This window comes from Pedobacter sp. (assembly GCF_046462515.1).
GTDB lineage: Bacteria > Bacteroidota > Bacteroidia > Sphingobacteriales > Sphingobacteriaceae > Pedobacter.
Window position 1 is genome coordinate 96765 of record NZ_JBKGVD010000007.1, and the last position, 18487, is coordinate 115251.

General features: G+C 39.3%; 12 protein-coding genes. 2 read left to right on the plus strand and 10 right to left on the minus strand.

The annotated features are described in order from the left end of the window. Window positions 1-65: 65 nt before the first annotated feature. Both argG and ACLHG9_RS07840 read right to left on the minus strand, forming a co-directional pair. The gene (gene argG / locus ACLHG9_RS07835; RefSeq protein WP_410220942.1) at window positions 66-1253 is read right to left on the minus strand and encodes an argininosuccinate synthase; all 1188 of its coding nucleotides are present in this window, start codon (window positions 1251-1253) and stop codon (window positions 66-68) included. Continuing rightward, on the minus strand, window positions 1254-1949 hold the full coding sequence (locus ACLHG9_RS07840; RefSeq protein ID WP_410220943.1) for a GNAT family N-acetyltransferase: 696 nt from the start codon (window positions 1947-1949) through the stop codon (window positions 1254-1256). It lies immediately after the preceding gene. 443 nt (window positions 1950-2392) lie between these two features. Here ACLHG9_RS07840 and ACLHG9_RS07845 point away from each other — a divergent pair, with 443 nt between their 5' ends. Further along, window positions 2393-3100, plus strand: a complete 708-nt coding sequence (locus ACLHG9_RS07845) for a DUF4397 domain-containing protein (protein WP_410220944.1) — start codon at window positions 2393-2395, stop codon at window positions 3098-3100. Window positions 3101-3294: 194 nt separating this feature from the next. Here the strand turns inward: ACLHG9_RS07845 and carB are convergent, their stop codons facing one another. From carB to ACLHG9_RS07870, 5 genes are all read right to left on the minus strand, one after another. Further along, window positions 3295-6186: a carbamoyl-phosphate synthase large subunit gene (carB, locus tag ACLHG9_RS07850; protein WP_410220945.1), complete on the minus strand. Its 2892-nt coding sequence runs from the start codon at window positions 6184-6186 to the stop codon at window positions 3295-3297. Between the two features lie 241 nt (window positions 6187-6427). Beyond that, the gene (locus ACLHG9_RS07855; protein ID WP_410220946.1) at window positions 6428-6883 is read right to left on the minus strand and encodes a hypothetical protein; all 456 of its coding nucleotides are present in this window, start codon (window positions 6881-6883) and stop codon (window positions 6428-6430) included. A 128-nt stretch (window positions 6884-7011) separates the two neighbouring features. After that, on the minus strand, window positions 7012-7623 hold the full coding sequence (locus tag ACLHG9_RS07860; RefSeq protein ID WP_410220947.1) for a superoxide dismutase: 612 nt from the start codon (window positions 7621-7623) through the stop codon (window positions 7012-7014). A gap of 81 nt (window positions 7624-7704) precedes the next feature. Beyond that, complete coding sequence (locus ACLHG9_RS07865; RefSeq protein WP_410220948.1) at window positions 7705-8178, minus strand: nucleoside deaminase; 474 nt, start codon at window positions 8176-8178, stop codon at window positions 7705-7707. Window positions 8179-8199: 21 nt separating this feature from the next. Then, entirely contained in the window at window positions 8200-8535 is a 336-nt protein-coding gene (locus tag ACLHG9_RS07870) for a tRNA-binding protein (protein WP_410220949.1), read from the minus strand. A gap of 160 nt (window positions 8536-8695) precedes the next feature. On the opposite strand from ACLHG9_RS07870, the gene ACLHG9_RS07875 reads away from it, so the two are divergent. Continuing rightward, on the plus strand, window positions 8696-9223 hold the full coding sequence (locus ACLHG9_RS07875) for a GNAT family N-acetyltransferase (protein WP_410220950.1): 528 nt from the start codon (window positions 8696-8698) through the stop codon (window positions 9221-9223). Between the two features lie 107 nt (window positions 9224-9330). On the opposite strand, the gene ACLHG9_RS07880 is transcribed toward ACLHG9_RS07875, so the two are convergent. The 3 genes from ACLHG9_RS07880 to ACLHG9_RS07890 all read right to left on the minus strand — a co-directional run bounded on the left by ACLHG9_RS07880 (window position 9331) and on the right by ACLHG9_RS07890 (window position 18481). Beyond that, complete coding sequence (locus ACLHG9_RS07880; RefSeq protein WP_410220951.1) at window positions 9331-10194, minus strand: PorP/SprF family type IX secretion system membrane protein; 864 nt, start codon at window positions 10192-10194, stop codon at window positions 9331-9333. A gap of 155 nt (window positions 10195-10349) precedes the next feature. Further along, window positions 10350-17636 (minus strand): YDG domain-containing protein, encoded by a 7287-nt coding sequence (locus ACLHG9_RS07885; RefSeq protein WP_410220952.1) that lies wholly within the window; start codon window positions 17634-17636, stop codon window positions 10350-10352. 326 nt (window positions 17637-17962) lie between these two features. After that, window positions 17963-18481, minus strand: a complete 519-nt coding sequence (locus tag ACLHG9_RS07890) for a phage tail protein (RefSeq protein ID WP_410220953.1) — start codon at window positions 18479-18481, stop codon at window positions 17963-17965. Between the last annotated feature and the right edge of the window lie 6 nt (window positions 18482-18487).

The following is an 18487-nucleotide window of genomic DNA, read 5'->3' on the forward strand; positions in this document are numbered from 1 at the left end:
AAGTTAAAAGTTTAATGTTAAAAGTTAAGGTTCAAGTCTAACTTTCTTAATCAATGAAATCAACATTACTTAGCATTTACTTTATGCCATATCGTTACCTGGTTTCCAAAAATCTTAGAAAAACCTTTTACGTCTTCGCCAGACCAGGTATTGTTCATCTCACCGTAACTACCAAATTTATTGCTCATTAAATCGTGATCAGATTCTATACCGATGATATGGAAGCGATAAGGAAGCAATTCTACAAATACCTTACCGCTAACTGTTTTCTGTGTAGAAGTTAAAAAAGCCTCGATATCTCTCATAACAGGATCATGAAACTGACCTTCATGCAACCAATTCCCATAGAAAGAAGCCAAGTTCTCTTTCCAGCTTAACTGCCATTTGGTTAAAGTATGTTTCTCTAAAGTATGATGTGCTTTGATGATTACTACAGGTGCGGCGGCTTCAAAACCCACACGTCCTTTAATCCCAATTATAGTATCACCAACGTGAATATCTCTACCCACGCCATAAGGCTGAGCAATAGCCTGTAATTTCTGAATTGCTTTAACGGGTTCCATTTTCTCGCCATCAATCGCTATCAGTTCACCTTTTTCAAAAGTCAATTCAACTTTACGGCCCTCTGTTTCAGTAACCTGTGTAGGCCATGCACTTTCAGGCAAGGTCTGATTTGAAGTTAAAGTTTCTACTCCACCAACTGATGTACCCCATAAACCCTTGTTAATTGAATATTTTGCTTTTTCAGCACTGTACTCTACACCATGTTTGGCCAGATATTCTATTTCTGCTTCACGGGATAATTTTAAATCCCTGATTGGAGTAATAATCTCTACCTCAGGAATTAAAATATTAAAAATCATATCAAAACGTACCTGATCATTACCTGCTCCTGTACTGCCATGCGCCACATAATCTGCACCAATCTTTTTCACATAATTTGCAATGGTTGTTGCCTGACAAACACGTTCTGCACTTACAGAAAGTGGATAAGTTGCATTTTTAAGTACGTTTCCATAAACCAGATATTTGATGCTATCGTTGTAATAGTTCTCTGTTTCATCTACCGCAGCGTGCGAAGCTACTCCTAAACTATAGGCTTTCTTTTCTATTTCAAGTAGTTCTTCTTCTGAGAATCCTCCAGTGTTAACTACAACAGAATGTACTTCCAGATCTCTATCTTTTGCCAGGTAAATACAGCAAAATGAGGTATCTAAGCCGCCGCTAAACGCTAAAACAACTTTCTTTTTCATTTATTTATCAAATATTAGGGTAAACAAAACAATTAATGATTTAAGACCGGTTCTTTGTTTCAAAATCAGTCTTTGTTTAATACGCATGAAACGTTCATAGAGCTTGGGTTTCTTCTGAAGTTCTTCTGCGAAAATTTTGGCTGCTTCATGTTTTTTTTCTGCCGGGTCGTAAAGCATAGCCGTACACATACAGTTTTTACGTTCTTTCATTTTCAGGATTTCGAAGTTTACGCAACTTTGGCACCCTTTCCAGAAATCTTCATCTTGTGTAAGCTCAGAATAAGTAACCGGCTCATAACCCAAATCAGAATTGATCTTCATTACTGCCAAACCTGTAGTTAGGCCAAATATTTTAGCTTTTGGATACAATTTTCTCGACAAGCTGAAAATCTCCTCCTTAATGGCTTTTGCAAGTCCTGCCTTACGGAATTTAGGGCTTACAATCAGTCCTGAGTTTGCAACAAACTGCCCATGGCTCCAGGTTTCTATATAGCAAAAACCTGCCCAGGTACCATCCTTATGAAATGCGATTACGGATTTTCCCTCTTGCATTTTATTAGCCACGTATTCTGGTGAACGTTTTGCAATACCTGTACCTCTGGCTTTTGCAGATTCGGCCATCTCGGTTACAATTTCTTCTGCAAATACACGGTGTTCAGGTAAGGCCACCTGCACTATAAAATCGTTTAGATTCATTAATATTCTAACGAAAAAAATAAGAGTATTTTGTTAATTGGGTTTTTAGTGAGGATCAATTCCTCATGGTATAAGTTCCAGGAAAAAGGTAAACTTAAATACGCGGCGTAAAGATTTGCCGGCTTGTGGTAATATAAAACACGGGACGCAAACGCTCAATAAAATAGCTGTTAGAAGCAATGTTTTTTGCCTCTAAAACAGATAATTTATGAAAAACGTGTTTGCTCATTTTATAATTGAAAATTATTGTGCTGCAAAGGTTTAAATAAAAATTGGATTGTGCAATAATTTTCTTATTTTTTTACCAGAATCAACTGCTTTTCTGATAAATCATTATGCTTTTAACAAAGTTTAACATCACTCTTTTTAAGATAAAAGCCATATTTGTATTCTAAATAAAATTAAGTAGTTAAATTTGCTTAATTTTTTAAACTTTACTGCTCATGAATATAAATTTTTACAAAGTGCTTAAACCGTTTACCCTGTTCATAGCTTTGGCTGTAATAGCCCTGAATTTTGGCTGTAAGAGCAAAAACGATCCTACTCCTACTGCTGGAGTACTAAGAATCTATAATGCTTCTCCTACATTTTTAACATATGATATTTATTACAACGGTAATAAAGCGAATAACGTGGCTATTCCTTATGGTGGTGGCATAAAAAATACCCAGTACCCAGTTGGAACTTATGACATCAAGTTCAAAGTAGCAGGAGAATCTCAGGATGCTTTTAGTAAGTCTGGCCTTAACCTGCAGCAGGATGTATTAACCAGTTATTATCTTTTGGGAAAAGCGAACCAATTTGAATTGCTTACCGTGGTTGATAATCTTTCTAATTTAGATATTAAAAAAGCCTATGTACGTTTTATTAATCTATCATTAAATGCTCCAGCTCTTGATCTATTTGTTAAAGATAAAACCAATGCTATAAGTAGTAATATTGCTTATAAAGGTTATGGAACTTATACTGCCGTAGATGCGGGCACAATTAAATTTAATTTAAAAGAAAATTCAACGGGAACGATTAAAGCTGAAAGTGAAGATGTTAAAATTGAGGTTGGAAATGTCTATACCATCTTTGCAGGTGGGGTTTACAGCAATCCGGCTGCAGATGAAAGAAGTTTAAATATACAAGTAATTAAACATCAGTAATTTTTACTTGATGCTTAGAAAAACCGTTTGGCAAAATACCAAACGGTTTTTTATTGCGCTTAAACCTTTTATTATTAAGCATATCTATTTCTTTTCTTAAGCTTTATTTGCTGCTTTTATCAATGAAAGAAAAATGATTTTCTGCAAAGAATATAACAAAGGCTGTTTAAATTATTAAACAGCCTTTGTTATTTTTATTGTGACAGGTACATTGATTTTACCTTATTCAGATGCCTAAAATAAGGATCTTCCAGATCTTTAATAAAGAGGATCGCTTCTCCTGTCGATTTCATTTCAGGCCCTAATTCTTTAGGTACTTCAGGGAATTTCTCGAAAGAGAACACGGGCTCTTTAATAGCAAATCCTTTTAGCTTGCGCTCGATGGTAAAGTCTTTCAATTTATTTACACCTAACATTACTTTTGCAGCAATATTGATGTAAGGTACATCGTAAGCTTTAGCAATAAAAGGTACGGTACGTGATGCACGTGGGTTGGCTTCTATCACATATACCTTTTCGTCTTTAACCGCAAACTGTATATTTAATAAGCCTCGTACATTTAACGCTTTGGCTATTTTCTTAGAGTATTGCTCCATATCGGCTATTACCTTATCAGATAAACTGTAAGGGGGTAATACTGCGCTTGAATCTCCGGAGTGGATACCAGCTGGCTCAATATGCTCCATTAAACCAATAATATGTACATCTTCTCCGTCACAGATAGAATCTGACTCGGTTTCTTCTGCTCTGTCTAAGAAATGATCAATCAAGACACGGTTGCCAGGAAGGTCTCCTAATAATTTTACTACAGCTTTTTCCAGATCTTCATCATTGATCACAATGCTCATTCCCTGTCCGCCCAATACGTAACTAGGACGTACCAATACCGGATAGCCTACTTCATTAGCTACTTTAATGGCTTCTTCGGCATTTTCGGCTACCCCATATTTTGGATAAGGAATATCTAATTCTTTCAATAAATCTGAGAAACTCCCGCGATCTTCGGCAATGTCCATGTTTTCGAAAGAAGTTCCTATAATTGGAATATTGTTCTCATGTAACTTTTCAGCCATTTTAAGCGCTGTTTGACCACCCAACTGAACAATAACACCCATTGGTTTTTCCAGATCAATAATCTCACGCACGTGCTCCCAGAAAACAGGCTCGAAATAAAGCTTATCAGCCATGTTAAAATCTGTAGAAACAGTTTCAGGGTTACAGTTGATCATGATCGCCTCAAAGCCTGTTTCTTTAGCTGCTAACAAACCATGCACACATGAATAATCGAATTCTATACCTTGACCTATACGGTTTGGTCCGGAACCCAGTACAATAACTTTCTTTTTATCTGAAGGAATTGATTCGTTTGTTCCATAATTGTTTCCTTGCGCCTGTATTCCGTTTGCTGTGATTTGCTGAGGTGCTTCTTCAAACGTAGAGTAGAAATAAGGTGTTTGTGCAGGAAATTCAGCGGCACAGGTATCTACCATTTTGTAAGAACGGGTTAGTCCCAATTCTTTACGGCGTTGGTAAACTTCATCTTCAGTTACATTACCTAAAATATAAGCGATCTGTATATCTGAAAATCCTTTTTGCTTAAGCGTAAAGAAAAAGTCTCTAGGAATATTGTTCAGATTATAGCGCTTTAACTCTGTTTCTAAAGCTACCAGTTCTTGTATCTGTACCAAAAACCACTTGTCTATCTTGGTTGCTTTACGGATAGATTCTAAAGGCACCCCCATACTCATGGCATCTTTAATCAGGAACAAACGGTTCCAGCTTGGGTGCTCTAAGCCGTGCATAATTTCTTCAATATTGCGTTTTTGACGACCATCTGCACCTATACCTGCTCTACCTATTTCTAAACTCTGACAAGCTTTTTGCAATGCTTCGGTAAAGTTGCGGCCTATAGCCATTACCTCTCCTACGGCTTTCATCTGTAAGCCTAATTCAGGATTAGCCCCTTTAAATTTATCGAAATTCCAGCGAGGAATCTTTACGATAACATAATCTAAAGTTGGTTCGAAATATGCTGATGTTGTTTTGGTAATCTGGTTTTCAATCTCATCAAGGTTATAGCCGATAGCGAGTTTAGCCGCAATTTTAGCAATAGGATAACCTGTTGCCTTACTTGCAAGCGCTGATGAACGAGATACACGCGGATTAATTTCGATTGCAATGATTTCATCATTAGCCGGATTTACAGAGAACTGTACATTACACCCTCCTGCGAAGTTACCAATGGCTCGCATCATCTTAATAGCCTGATTACGCATTTCCTGATAACAACGGTCTGATAAGGTCATGGCGGGAGCTACAGTAATCGAGTCTCCGGTATGAATACCCATAGGATCGAAATTCTCAATAGAGCAAATAATGATCACATTATCATTGCTATCTCTTAAAAGCTCCAATTCATATTCTTTCCAACCTAAAACAGCTTGTTCTACAAGCACCTCGTGGGTAGGAGAAGCTTCTAAACCACGCTTTAACGCGGCATCAAAATCTTCTTTTTTATGTACAAAACCACCACCTGAACCTCCTAAAGTATATGAAGGACGAATTACCAAAGGAAAACCTATTTGTTGTGCGGCTTCTTTTCCTTCTAAAAAAGAGTTGGCAATTTTAGAATGCGCTACGCCTACACCGATATCAACCATCAATTGGCGGAAAGACTCTCTGTTCTCGGTTTTATCAATAGCGGCAACATCTACCCCTATAATACGTACATTGTGCGCTTTCCATAAGCCCCGTTCTTCGGCCTCTACACAAAGATTCAATGCTGTTTGTCCACCCATTGTAGGTAAAACGGCATCAATAGTTGGCAGTTCCGGATTGGTTTTGTGTTCAATTAAAATTTCTTCAATTGAATCAACGGTTAAGGGTTTCAGATAAACATGGTCACCAATAACCTTATCGGTCATAATAGTAGCCGGATTTGAATTGATAATGGAAACCTTAATTCCTTCTTCTTTTAAAGATAAGGCAGCCTGAGATCCTGAATAATCAAACTCGCAGGCTTGACCAATAATAATTGGTCCAGATCCGATAATCAATACTGAATTAATGGAAGTGTCTTTAGGCATGTGGGTAATAAAATCTAAATGATTGTCTAACTGACAAATAGCCAGGAGAATTCCTCTGCTATGAAATGAAAAATCCCGACTGTCTTGTCGGGTTGCAAAGATACATTTTATGTAAGAATTTTCGCTGTTTTTTTTAATATATTATCAGATGCCTTTATTAATCCAAAAGCCAGCTTAACTTTTTCTTTAGGAAAAAAGCCTTTTGAAATATTAAAAGGCTTAAATCATGTATAAGATTAGGTTAGTTTTTAGGGTTGCCGTTTACAGACTTTAGGCCTTCAATACCTACTACTTTTTCTTCTTCTTCTCCCTTTTTGCGTTTTTTCTTTTTCTTATCGGGTGTTTCTCCACTCAGGCGTTCTTCAACAACTTTATCAAATTCAGCAATTTGTTCTGCTTTTAATACGGCCTTAATGCTTTTATTAGTTTCATTATTGATCCGATAGAATTTGGCCATTTCTTCATCGTTATAGCCATTTGCCTGTTGTTTTTTAATTAAGGCAACTTGTTCTTTAGCCAGATTAAAAGCATAATTATAGATTACGCTTTTTTGTGTAGCGCTTAAATTTAAACGTTTTTCCAGTTCATCTACATTTTTCTTCGCTAACTCATCAGGTCCTGGTATTTTATTTTGGGCATTTGCCTGAACTGTTAAAATTGCAAAAAACATCAACAGATAAAATAATCTCTTTCTCATCGCTAAAATTTTAACCGCAATTTAAGTATTTATTTTTATCTGCTTGCATTTTGTTTAATATCAATGGGTTTAAACCGCAAAGAGCGGGCAATTATATGTCCGCTCTTACATGCTTATCTTTTTTTGGGTTAAGACATTGCTTTTTTGTAACGCTCAGCTACTGCATCCCAATTTACCACATTCCATATTGCAGCTAAATAATCTGGGCGTTTGTTCTGATATTTTAAGTAATACGCGTGCTCCCAAACGTCAATACCAAAAATAGGTGTTCCTTTTTGCTCAGCAATATCCATTAAAGGATTATCCTGATTAGGCGTAGATGAAATGAATAATTTCTTATCTGCACCTACAGAAAGCCAAGCCCATCCAGATCCGAAACGGGTAGCACCCGCATCTTGGATTTTAGTTTTAAAATCAGCAAAAGATCCAAAAGCTTCATTAATTGCTTTTGCTAAATCGCCTGTAGGCTCTCCACCTTTATTAGGGCCTAATACGGTCCAGAATAAAGTATGGTTATAGTGACCACCGCCATTATTGCGTACTGCAGCAGGATATTTAGAAATATTTTTGATGATATCATCAAGATTTGCATTTGCTTCTGGCTTGCCTTCTAAAGCTTTGTTAAGATTGGTAACATAAGCCTGATGATGTTTGCCATGGTGTATTTCCATAGTCATTTTATCAATATGCGGTTCTAATGCATCGGTTGCGTATGATAACGCAGGTAATTCAAAAGCCATATTTTTTTATTTAAAGTTAAAAATTGTTTCTATACAAATATAAGAGTACAACGTTAAGTTTTATTCAAAAGTTTGTCAACTTTAATCACGTTTTTTGGCAAAAAAACCGCGCATCAGGTTTGCACATTCTTCTGCTAAAACTCCGCTTTTTAATAACGTTTTGGGGTGTAAAAGGTTTTGCTTTATTTGGGTAAAACCCCGCTTCTCTTCGCTTGCGCCATATACTATGCGGCTAATCTGTGTCCAATAACCTGCTCCGGCACACATTACGCAAGGTTCGATAGTCACATATAAGGTACAATCTTTGAGGTATTTTCCGCCTAAAGTTTGGGCCGCTGCCGTAAAAGCTTGCATTTCGGCATGTGCGGTTACATCATTGAGCTGCTGGGTAAGGTTATGACCTCTGCCAATTACTTTTCCTTTGCAAACCACTACTGCGCCTATGGGTATTTCATCTAAAGACAAAGCTTTTTGTGCTTCGTTAAGTGCCATTCGCATGTAATGCTCATCTTCTGCTTCAGGATTGGGTTTATCTTCAAAATTATAAAAGCTCACTTTAGATCAGTTAAATTTATCTTAAATAAGTTTAGTACCATTAGGTACTTTTTTATCAACAGCGCTCAGTACAATATCTCCATTTTCATCTGCAAATCCGGTAACTAAAAACTCACTCATAAATTTACCGATCTGTTTTTTAGGAAAATTTACCACGCCTATAATTTGTCTGCCTACCAAAGTTTCGAGGGTATAATGCTTGGTAATTTGAGCACTGCTCATTTTAATACCGAGCTCTCCAAAATCTACACGTACTTTATACGCCGGACGTCTCGCTTCGGGAAACTCAAAAGCTTCGAGGATAGTCCCTACTCTTAATTCTACTTTCTCAAAATCACTCCAGTTAATTTCTTCCATAGCCGCTAAATTACTAATTATTGTTGTTTATGGTATGTAAATTAAAGGATAGGAGTTATTTGATAATTCCTATCCTTTAATTATTTTAATTTTTTCAATGAGGAATAAGCATATTTGTTACATCCAAAAAACATCCTGACTGATTATTCATTTATATAACATGAACTTTTCAATACAACCTACTTTAGAAACTGAGAGTATCTTATTATCACCTTTAACAGGAGACGATTTTGATGCACTTTACAACGTGGCCGCTGATCCGAGAATATGGGAGCAACATCCAAATAAGGATCGATGGCAGAAAGATGTATTTGCCAATTTCTTTAAAGGGGCACTTCAAAGTGGTGGTGCTTTTAAAATAATTGATAGATGCTCAAATGAATTTATGGGCAGTACCCGTTTCTATGATTACAACCCGGCAGATAATAGTTTATTAATAGGTTATACTTTTTATGCCACAAAATATTGGGGCAAAGGAATAAACCATCAGGTAAAGAGATTAATGTTGAACTACATTTTTAATCATGTTAATGTGGTTTATTTTCATGTAGGTGCACAGAACCTCCGTTCACAAATTGCCATGGAAAGATTAGGCGCTCAAAAAATTGCAGAACAGGAGGTTGCTTATTTTGGCGAGCCATATAGAATGAATGTTGTTTATGAAATACGTAAAGAAAACTGGATATAGTCTGTATATATGCTCATATCATAGGTGGGAGTTTGAAAGCTATTGTGTTGCTAAGCAATCAAGGCTGTTCATTCTCCCATCTTATGTTTTCTAGTAATAGCGTATGTTTATTTGCCAAGCCTGTAGCCCAACACTACATCAAAAATACCCCCGCTAAGGCCCCTCAGGTTTGAGGGCTCTGAGTTATACATGGCTGATATCATCAGCCCGCTTTTATCTAAATAGCCCATACCTCCAGTAAAACTTTTATTGCTGTGGTACATCGTGTAAAAACGCAACTGATTTGCATTCCATTCTGCAGCCACGTCCCATTGGTTATCATAATTTTTTATGCCACGATAAACTAGCATAGGTTTTACGCCAAAGCTATCGTCAAAGTTAATCTTATAGCTTAAGGAGCTGTAAAAGGTTGCGTAATCTACCGTAGATATTTTACTGTAACGTTTTTCATTCAGACTCAGGTAGCTAAATTGTGCTTCTAAATTTTTGTTTTGATAAGTTGCGCCAACATTACCATCTATATAATTTTCACGATCATTGTATTTACCCAGTTCGCTATCGTTAAGGCCGCTGGATGTTGCCCGACCATAGTCCAAACGATCTTGCGACCAGCTCACAGATACACCAAAACGAATTGCATGATCTTCTGCAAAAGGTACTTTGTAAGAAAAGCTTCCCATAGCCTGTGTTTTTCGGATCAGCCCAGCTTTATCATTGATCAGGTTTACACCTACTGCGGCCCTGTCATTTAACGGAAGTACTCCTGAAAAAGAAGCCATCACAGGTGCGCCGTCTATTTTGTTCCACTGGTTTGAATAGTTAAGGAATATTTCTGTATGGCCGTGGTTTCCTGCCATTGCCGGATTTACCAAATATTCATTTTGATAGTATTGGCTTTTTAAAGGACTTAACTGTGCCTTGGTAGTTCCCACCATGATGCTCAACAGTAGCAGGGGTATATATCTCTTCATCTTTTTGTTCTTTGGAAATGAATATTCGAAATTTTAAATCATAAATTTTTAAGCAAAAATTACTAAATAAAATATGTTAAGCTTAATAGCTCATGATTATTATAAGCTCAGGCATTTGTTTAAAGACACCTGAGCTTCTTTTTTATTTAAACTTTCTATTTACTTCTCACTATTGTTATAAATCCTTTCACAGGTCTAGGGTTCTGATCAAAACGGATAATGTAGTAATAGGTTCCTTCAACCAGAGGTGTTCCGTTAAAGGTGCCGTCCCAATCATTCTTATAGTTGCGTACTTTGTACAGTTCTTTTCCTGATCTGTCATAAATTGAAAGGGTATGGTTTGGATAGGCATCTATGTTTTTGATTACCCAGGTGTCATTTACCCCATCACCATTTGGTGTAATAAAGTTTTCAGCTTGTACCATATAGTCATCTTTAACTTCTATGGTAATACTCGATGTACTTTCACAACCTGTAGCATTTCTTACTGTTACGGTGTAGGTAGTGGTTTGCATTGGACGTACCGTTAAGGTAGCGCTATTTTGACCGCTGATAATACCATTTGCTGATGACCAACTGTAAGTTGTACCGTTGTTGCTGTTTACAGTTAATGCAGTGGTTTCACCTTTGCTGATGCTGGTACCTTTGCTGCTGGCTATGGTATTTACCGGTATCGGGTTCACCGTCAAGGTTCCTTTTACATAGCTGAAATCATAGTTAGCCGATACGCCTCCTGATGGAACCAGTTCGTAATTACCCGCAACGCTACCTGTATTGGCCACAGTACTCAGCGTCGGCCTGCTCGTCAGGCTGTTTTCATTGTCACTGTATTTAAATCCGCTGTAGCTTACGCTGAATGCCGGGTTATTTGTTCCGTAGCAGCGTGAGCTATTGTTCGCCGCAACGGTTAACAATGCCTTATTGATCACCAGGTTTGCCGGCTGGTAGCTCAGGTTATAGTTATTGCTTAAGGCAACTGTTCCCTGTTTGATCGCATAGCTGCCTGCATTCTGTCCGTTATCGCGTTGCAGCGCACCTGTAAAGGCATCTCCGTTCACCAGGTTGCCTGCAGTGATCTGGTAGGTCAGTGCCGGATCGTTATCGCCATAGGTCTTAGCTTTCGCATCTGCCTTGATGGTGACCGGACGGGCCGTTACCGTTAATGCCGCTGCGTTGCCTGCTGCCTGCTCTAAGGTATAGTTCTGTGCAGTTAAGCCACTGCCGGTTATCGCATAGCTGCCGATACCGCTGGCGTTGCTGGCCGCTGTGCTAAAGCTCAGGGTGCCCGTAGTGGCATTGGCCTGGGTATCCCCTGTTACGAAACCGGTTATCGTTCCTGTTAATAATGGGTTTGCATCTCCATATACTTTTGTTACCGGCGAGGCCACATAGCTGAGTTTGGCCGGAGTGATGTTCGCTGTTGTAGCTGCAGTATTATTGAATGTGTAGTTCACTGCGTCCGATCCGCTGATACTGATACCGCTTACACTTACCGCTTTGTTGGTACCGATGTTCTTATTATCAAACATGGCAGCTGTATTTGCTAAAGTCAATACATCGCCTGTTACACGGTTATCGCTTAAGCTTACCGTTGCATTGGCATTTCCGTCATACACCTTATCTGTTGCCGTTGCGCTAATGGTTAAGGCTTTTGCCGTGATGTTCGCTGTTGTTGATGCCTCGGTATTGAAAGTATAATTTGCTGCATCTGCTCCGCTGATGCTGATACCGCTTACGCTTACCGCTTTGTTTGTTCCTACGTTCTTGTTGTTGAACGTTGCGGTGGTATGGGTTAAAGTCAGTACATCTCCGCTTACACGGTTATCGCTTAAGCTTACCGTTACATTCGTATTTCCATCGTACACTTTGTTGTTGGCTGTTGCGGTAATGACCAGAGCTTTTCCTGTAATTTCGCCGCTGGTATTATTCACATAGCTTACTGTATAGTTTGCGCCGTTATTACCATCATTGATAACCAGCCCGGATGGGATCAATGTTTTGTTCAACCCAACATTACGGTTATCATATACCTGTACAGGCTGAACTGTGATAACATCTCCTGTTTGCAGGGCATCTGTTACAGGAGTTATAGACGATGCTACTGTTCCGTTATACACCCGGCTGTCTGCCTGTGCTGTTACATTGATAGCTTTCTTGGTTATCTCTCCGCTGGTATTGTTCACGTAGTTTACCGTATAGTTTGCCCCGTTATTACCATCATTGATAATTAGCCCGGATGGGATCAATGTTTTGTTCGATCCCACATTACGGTTGTTATATATCTGTACAGGCTGAACTGTGATAACATCTCCTGTTTGCAGGGCACTTACTACAGGAGCTACAGATGACGTTGTCGTTCCGTTATACACCCGGCTGTCTGCCTGTGCTGTTACATTGATAGCTTTCTTGGTTATCTCTCCGCTGGTGTTGTTCACGTAATTTACCGTATAGTTTGCCCCGTTATTACCATCATTGATAACCAGCCCGGATGGGGTCAATGTTTTGTTCGATCCCACATTACGGTTGTTATATATCTGTATGGGCTGAACCGAGATAGCATCTCCTGTTTGCAGGGCACTTACTACAGGAGCTACAGATGACGTTGTCGTTCCGTTATACACCCGGCTGTCTGCCTGTGCTGTTACACTGATAGTTTTAGTTGTAATGGAACCCGTTGTACTGAACACATTAAGGCTGTAGTTATTTTTAGACGTACCAGATAAAGCAAGATTGTTTATTGCAACAGCTTTATTAACACCAACATGTTTATCGCCATAACTTGCAGAACTATAAGTAACAAATACATCATCTGTACCCACTAAACCAGTTGCCGTAGTAAAAGCATTGAAGTTAATTGCAGCCGTAAGAGTGCCGTCATAAGTTTTACTTACTGGCTGGCTTGTAGCTGTAAGAATTTTCTTGTTAACCGTTAAGGTCTGTACCTCATCAGCTGCTGCTTTGTAGAAATTGTCTCCTGACTGACTGGCCGTAATGTTAGCGGTTCCTGCTCCTACAATATGTATTTTTCCACTTACAATAGTTGCTACAGAAGTGTTATCAGAACTGTAGCTGATGGTTAAACCCGATGTTGTTGCAGCTCCTGCATCAAAATCCGCATCGCCATAAGTTTTAGCGGTAAGGGCATTAAAAGTAATGGTTTGTGCCGCTTTAGGAATAGCCGTTACTTCTGTACTGTAAGTACTTTCGTTTCCGGCCTGGTCTACCGCTGTTATGCGGTAATAATAGGTGGTTCCATTGGTTAATCCGGTGTGCGTATAGGTTACTGTAGGCTTTGTTACCGTGGCGAGCAAAGTGGTAGGATTAGCACTGGTACCGCTATAGATCTTATAAGAGCTTAGATCAGTTTCTGTATTAGCTGTCCAATTTAATACACTCTGCTGGTTATCGAAAATGGCTACTAAACCTGTTGGTACTGCCGGTGCTTTGGTATCGTAAGTAATGCCCGGAGACAGGCTTCCTGACTTCCCTGCATTTCCTGCTATGTCTATATAGCTACCAGCTGTTATGTTAATGACAACAGTACCATTATCGATATCTGCACTTGGTGTAAAAACAGCTGTACGTAATAAACCTGTTCCTGAAAGCGCTGATAATGTACCTCCTGAAATAATAATGTCTGCTGAGGTAAAACTGCTTCCCGGATCTTCACTAAAAGTAAAGGTTATGGTAGCCGTTTCTCCTGATTTTAAGAAAGATACGCTATTTGTAATGGTTACTGAAGGCATGGAGGTGTCTATTGTAATGGCTATGGGTGAAGATGCCACACTGGTATTACCTGCTCTATCAGTTGCTTTTGCGGTTATGTTATAAGAACCATCGTCCAATGGCGAAGTTAAGGTAATGCTCCAGTTGCCTCCTGTAGCTGTGCCTGTACCCAAAACTGTAAGCCCGCTATATAAAGTTACTGTTGAGCCTGCTTCTGCCGTACCTGTAAATGTAGGTTGGGTAACATTGGTGATATGGTCTGTATTTGAAACGCCACTATCGCTTTCTGCTGTTAATACCGGCGTAGAAGGTGCAACAGGTGCCTGTGTATCCAGTACATAGGCCTGAGCGTGCTCTGTTCCTTTGTTACCGGCCTGATCACCTACATATACTTTTAAGGTATTGCTGCCCGATAGGGTTACTCCGTTTAAAGAAAATGTATTTGAACCAACTGCTACTGTTGCCGCTACATAAGTTGATCCATTGTTCAGTGAAATATATACTATCTCTCCGGCTTGTAAATTAGCGCTTAAAGTTCCCGATATGGTTTGAGCGGTCTCGTTTGTGATAAAATCTGATGAAGAAATACCGCTATCATTTGAAAAAGCTAAAGATGTAATAACTGTAGTTGGCGGGGTTTTATCAATAGTAAAGCTTACTGTTGTGCTGTTACCTGCCGCATCGGTTACAATCAGCGTAAATGAACCTTCTGCGCTTACGGTTGTACCGCTTGTAAAAGCCGAACCGTTCAAAGTTGCTGTACCTTCATTAAAGCTAATGATTTTATCAGTGTTGTACAGACCACTATTAGTTACGCCTGATACTATAGGTGCTGTCTTGTCTATAGTGAAATCTATTGTTGTGGTGTTACCTGCCGCATCGGTTACAGTCAGCGTATATGAACCTTCTGGGCTTACGGTTGTACCGTTTGTAAAAGGCGATCCGTTCAGCGTTGCGGTACCTTCATTAAAAGTAATCGTTTTGTTTACATTATATGCACCTCCATTGGTTACACCCGTTACTATAGGCGCTGTCTTATCTACGGTATAACTCTGGCCTGCTGTATATCCGCCTGCAATATCATTACCTGCACTATCTTTTATACCCGTTGGAGAACTGTTCAAATCGAGGCGAATGGTTCCATCACCAGTTCCCGTACTTACCGTAACGGTATAAACACTGCCACTTCCTGATACTGAACTAACCGCAGCACCCGTAATCCCTCCAGTTATTGTTAATGTAAAATCGGCCGCATCAACTCCGGTTACTGATTTTGAAAAGCTTACATCGAAACTAATTTGCGAAAGCTTAGTTACTGACGGGTTTCCTGAGGATCTGACAACAGAGGTTACCGAAGGTGCAATACCATCTACAAGTACACTTGCCGTTGACCCTACACTGTTTAATGTCAACACCACCGCGTTAGATGCTCCGTCTGTTATAGTTCCACCATTTAGGTCAATAGCACTTCCTACCGCAATACCATCTGTATCTAAATCTCCTGATTGTACGGTATAGGTAAATACCAAATCTCCTGTTCCGCTTCCTGATGTATAAGTTGCATAACGTGTAGTTGAACCAATGGTCATTACTATACGTGGTGTGCCTCCTGTTGTGGTAACAGTTACATTTCCACTGAATTTTATAGTAAAATTTAATGTTTGTCCAATAGCATAAGTAGCGTTAGAAGGTACAGTTACGGCTGTAATCGCTGTTGCAGCATCGGCCTGTAGTTCATAGGCCCCCATGTCTATCACACCAGCAGTGGCATATTTATAAACACGGGCATTCCCTGCCAGGTCTTTGGTATTGGCATCTAATCCGGTAAACAGCGCATTGCTCCCTTTATTTACAGCCGGGCTTGAGGCTGATAGTGTATAATCGCCTGCTGCTGCATTTGTAAACTGTGGGTCTGCATTGAGTATCGCTGTTCCTCCATATCCACCTTGCACTATACTATTGCTTACCGTGGCAGGATTACCTCCAATTCCAGCATCGGCAATATTAGCCCAGATAATGCTATTTTTTATAACTGCACTACTTCCATCATTATATACAACACCTACTGTTGAGTTGTTAGAATTATCAGTTATGGTAACATTAATCAATTCTGGCGCCGAAAATGCGTTGTAAACCCCACTTCCTCTGTAAGAACCCGTATTATGGTGTATCAATGAATTCACTATTTTTGGACTGGAGCTAAAATTACCAACTCCTGCACCATCTCCGCCTGCACTGAAATTATAGAATATATTAACAAGCTCTATTAATGGACTTGAGAAAGAGTTATAAATACCTGCTCCCGAGTTTTGCTTTATTGAGTTGCCATTTACAGTAATTGTGTTACCACCCCCATTTGCATAGCCTCCTTTTATGGTAAAACCGTTCAAAGTTGCTGTTCCGGCATCGCCTGAACTCACTACCACATGGTAAGCATTGTTAGTATTATTAGTGCCATCAGGCAAATCATTATTATCTATATCTCCACTCAAGATACTGGCATTGGCTGTAAGGCTTAAATTTCTGTCGGCCAAAGTATTTTCTGTACCTGCAAAGCCTCCATATACTTTTACATCTTTTACCAATAGAAAGGCATTCTCTCTTCCTTGATCAGTGCCTGAATTTACACCGTCTACAGGGCTATATTTGGGTTTATAGATACCTCCTGCAACCCATATTTCTTTGATAGCCGTATTGGTTTTGGCGGCTTTTAGGGCATCAGCCAGTTCGGCTGCTGCATTAGCCCAGCTATCTCCGGTTTTACTTCCGGCTCCACTTTGTTTAACTCTTACTATGCCGCTGGCGTCTGGGGTAATTCCAGAAGGCGCATTTACAACTACAGTCGTTGTACCTGCATCGCTTGTACAGCCGTTAACGGTTACCGTAACACTGTAAACACCTGCTGAGCTGGCTGTTATATTGATAATACTTGGATTTTGCGCACTTGAAGTAAAACCATTCGGCCCTATCCAGGCATAAGTTGCACCCGTTACTGTAGGTGTACTTAAATTAAGTGTAGTGCCCAAAACTACCGGACTGTTACTTGAAGCAGACGGTGTTGCCGGGGTAATGTTAGCGGTACCGCTAACTGCTATGGTTTTAGAAGTTGCTCCATTAGAGCTTACAACGATATTACCCGAAGGGCTGCCAATAATATCCGCTCTTAAACGAATATATATTGTGGTACTGCTTACCGTACCACCCGAGGGCGATATGTTATTAATAGTAGTGCTATAAGTACCGGCAGATGATGTTGATATCTCAAAGCCATTAGGCGCTGTTATGGTTAAATTAGCGGTTAAGTCACTGCCTGATACCGTAAAAGATTGTGGTGCAGATGCTGTGCCAAAACAAGTTGAAAAAGCCGAAAGTGTGGTTACTGATGTGGTAATAGTAGGCGAGGATGCAGCCATCAAATCTCCTGACAATGGAATGGCTGTAGCGGTACATCCCAGTAAAACTCCCCAATCAGGAGTTGACATCCAGTTTCCTGAAGCCACGGTAGGCGGTTTGGGATTAGTTGCCACACTACTTTTCCAAAGGACGTAATCTTCATTACTGCTTGGTATGATAATCCTGAGAACCCATTGAGATACTTCCCACTGTACAACAAAATATTCACCCGCTTCCGGGATAAAAGATACTTGTGATTTATATTGAATACGACCTGTTGCATCCGTTCCTGTAGGAACAAGAGTATAAGAATGAGGGCCCATTCCTAAGTCACAAGGAGTAAAAGTTAAATTTTGAGCCTGACTGGAAAATCCACACATCAATAAGAAAAGGAAAATCAAAGATGTTCGACAAGCTTTTAGAATGAATGGCATAACCAATTTCACATCTATATTGTATTTTATTGGTTTCGCTTTCTTAAATGAAATACTAGAGTAAAAATTCTGCATCAAGATAGTTATTAGTATAATGTTTGGTTTTATTTCAATTCAATATGAGTATTGGCACAAGGTTATAAAGCAAAAAGCTCTAAAAGATTGCAAAAGAACAACCTTTTAGAGAAAAAAAGAATTTTTTAAGCATATACTTTTTATGGCCTTACTGGAAAATCTCCTTGTAGAGCGATAATAAAGTTCAAAGCCAAAGAAGGTTGCATGTTATTATGTTCCTGTCCACTGCCAGCGGGTTGAAGATAATTAGCATTCATATATACATTTCCCGGATTTGTACTATATTCTTTATCAAGTGCTCCTGTGTTAGCCGGAACAGCTCCTGTAGGGTCGCTTACAGTGCCCATCTGTGTAGATGCTGCTGCTAAATGTGTATGAGAAGGTATCTGATCCATAGTTAGGGTAACGGTTTCGGTACCCCCTATATCTGCCATATTCCTATTGGTTAATCCTGGCCCCTGACCAAAATGTATAGGTACTCGGCCAATCAGGTTAGGCAGAGCAAAGGTCTGTCCTACCACTCCTCCATATCTGTTTCCTATAACTGCATATAATGCCTGATATTGATACACATTTAATATTTGTCCATTGCAAAAAGCCCAACCATAAGGGGCATAATTTCCTGCAAAAATCGATATTGTTCCTATAATGGGTTCCATATTTTA

Coding starts and splice junctions, on each gene's coding strand:
- ACLHG9_RS07885 (WP_410220952.1), bottom strand. CDS start 17,636: ATGGGCCCTCATTCTTATACTCTTGTTCCTACAGGAACGGATGCAACA.
- carB (WP_410220945.1), bottom strand. CDS start 6,186: ATGCCTAAAGACACTTCCATTAATTCAGTATTGATTATCGGATCTGGA.
- ACLHG9_RS07855 (WP_410220946.1), bottom strand. CDS start 6,883: ATGAGAAAGAGATTATTTTATCTGTTGATGTTTTTTGCAATTTTAACA.
- argG (WP_410220942.1), bottom strand. CDS start 1,253: ATGAAAAAGAAAGTTGTTTTAGCGTTTAGCGGCGGCTTAGATACCTCA.
- ACLHG9_RS07870 (WP_410220949.1), bottom strand. CDS start 8,535: ATGGAAGAAATTAACTGGAGTGATTTTGAGAAAGTAGAATTAAGAGTA.
- ACLHG9_RS07890 (WP_410220953.1), bottom strand. CDS start 18,481: ATGGAACCCATTATAGGAACAATATCGATTTTTGCAGGAAATTATGCC.
- ACLHG9_RS07880 (WP_410220951.1), bottom strand. CDS start 10,194: ATGAAGAGATATATACCCCTGCTACTGTTGAGCATCATGGTGGGAACT.
- ACLHG9_RS07860 (WP_410220947.1), bottom strand. CDS start 7,623: ATGGCTTTTGAATTACCTGCGTTATCATACGCAACCGATGCATTAGAA.
- ACLHG9_RS07840 (WP_410220943.1), bottom strand. CDS start 1,949: ATGAATCTAAACGATTTTATAGTGCAGGTGGCCTTACCTGAACACCGT.
- ACLHG9_RS07845 (WP_410220944.1), top strand. CDS start 2,393: ATGAATATAAATTTTTACAAAGTGCTTAAACCGTTTACCCTGTTCATA.
- ACLHG9_RS07875 (WP_410220950.1), top strand. CDS start 8,696: ATGAACTTTTCAATACAACCTACTTTAGAAACTGAGAGTATCTTATTA.